1 protein-coding gene is annotated in these 936 nt (G+C 67.6%); it reads right to left on the bottom strand.

Annotation, left to right across the window (positions count from 1 at the left end; all coding sequences use genetic code 11):
• Positions 1-170: 170 nt before the first annotated feature.
• The coding region (locus AC1DU6_RS33035; protein ID WP_477862524.1) for a cell division protein ZipA C-terminal FtsZ-binding domain-containing protein at positions 171-936 on the bottom strand (766 nt) is incomplete at its 5' end.

Here is a 936-nt window from a genome sequence, read left to right as displayed (position 1 = left end):
AGCCAGAACTGGGTGGCTGGACGAAGGGTGGGACTGAAAACTTGGGGGAAGCCGCCGCTGCGCATCAGGCTTGAAGGGCCATGTAACGCACAGACTTTAGAAGCTTTGCCCCCCGCCGCCCCGTCGGTTGTCAGTCAGACCGCGGCGTTTGCGCGGCCAATGTCACGCGATCAGCTGAACAGCCTTCGTGCGGCAGGCGAGCCGGCGGCCAGATCACGCTCCGCCAAAGCTTCGTAGAGTTTCTTCAGCTCAACGTCGATGGACGCGAAGGCATGCAGGCCCAGCACCTGGCCACGGTCGTCGCAAACCTCGGCCTCCAGATCGCGGGCCAGTGCGCGGGCCGACTCCTGCCAGAGCGCGAACGGCTCCTGATCGGCCGACGTCTGCGGCACGTCCAGCGCCAGCGTCAGCTCGCGCAGCGACAGGGCTTCGGGGTCTTCAGCCAGCGCAGCCTGGGCATCGAACTGCAGCGTCAGCACCGGCGGCGCGCCCTCTTCTGCCGACGGCATGACGAGGCGGCCTGGCAGCGCACCGGCGACGAAGCCGTGGCGACCCGCGGCCTGCTGCACAAAGCCAGGCGTCCAGGCTGCGGCCTTGGCACGCAGCAGCAGGGCAAGCTGGGCGTCATGGCTGGCCGCGAACTGATCCAGCTCGCGGGCGCGGGCGACGACGTCCAGCATGTCTGGGAACTGCACGAAGCCGCCAACGCCGTCGGCAAAGGCCTGGATCTTCTGCACGAACTCCGAGTACTCGATCTCGTTGAGGGCGCCGCTGCGGTTGGCCATCTTCAGCCCGGCCTGGAATTCGCTGTAGCGCTGGCCGGGCGCGGGCAGTTCCCAGTCGCCGGTTGCGGCATTCAGACCTTCGATTTGCAGCGGCTTGGTGCCGGCGCGGCGACTGCCGGGCTGGTGCTGCAGGGCCATTTCGCCAGAGATG

The sequence above is a fragment of the Roseateles sp. P5_B10 genome (assembly GCF_056400485.1).
Note: the sequence above shows the minus strand (reverse complement) of the source record. Positions and strands in the feature narration are given on the sequence as shown.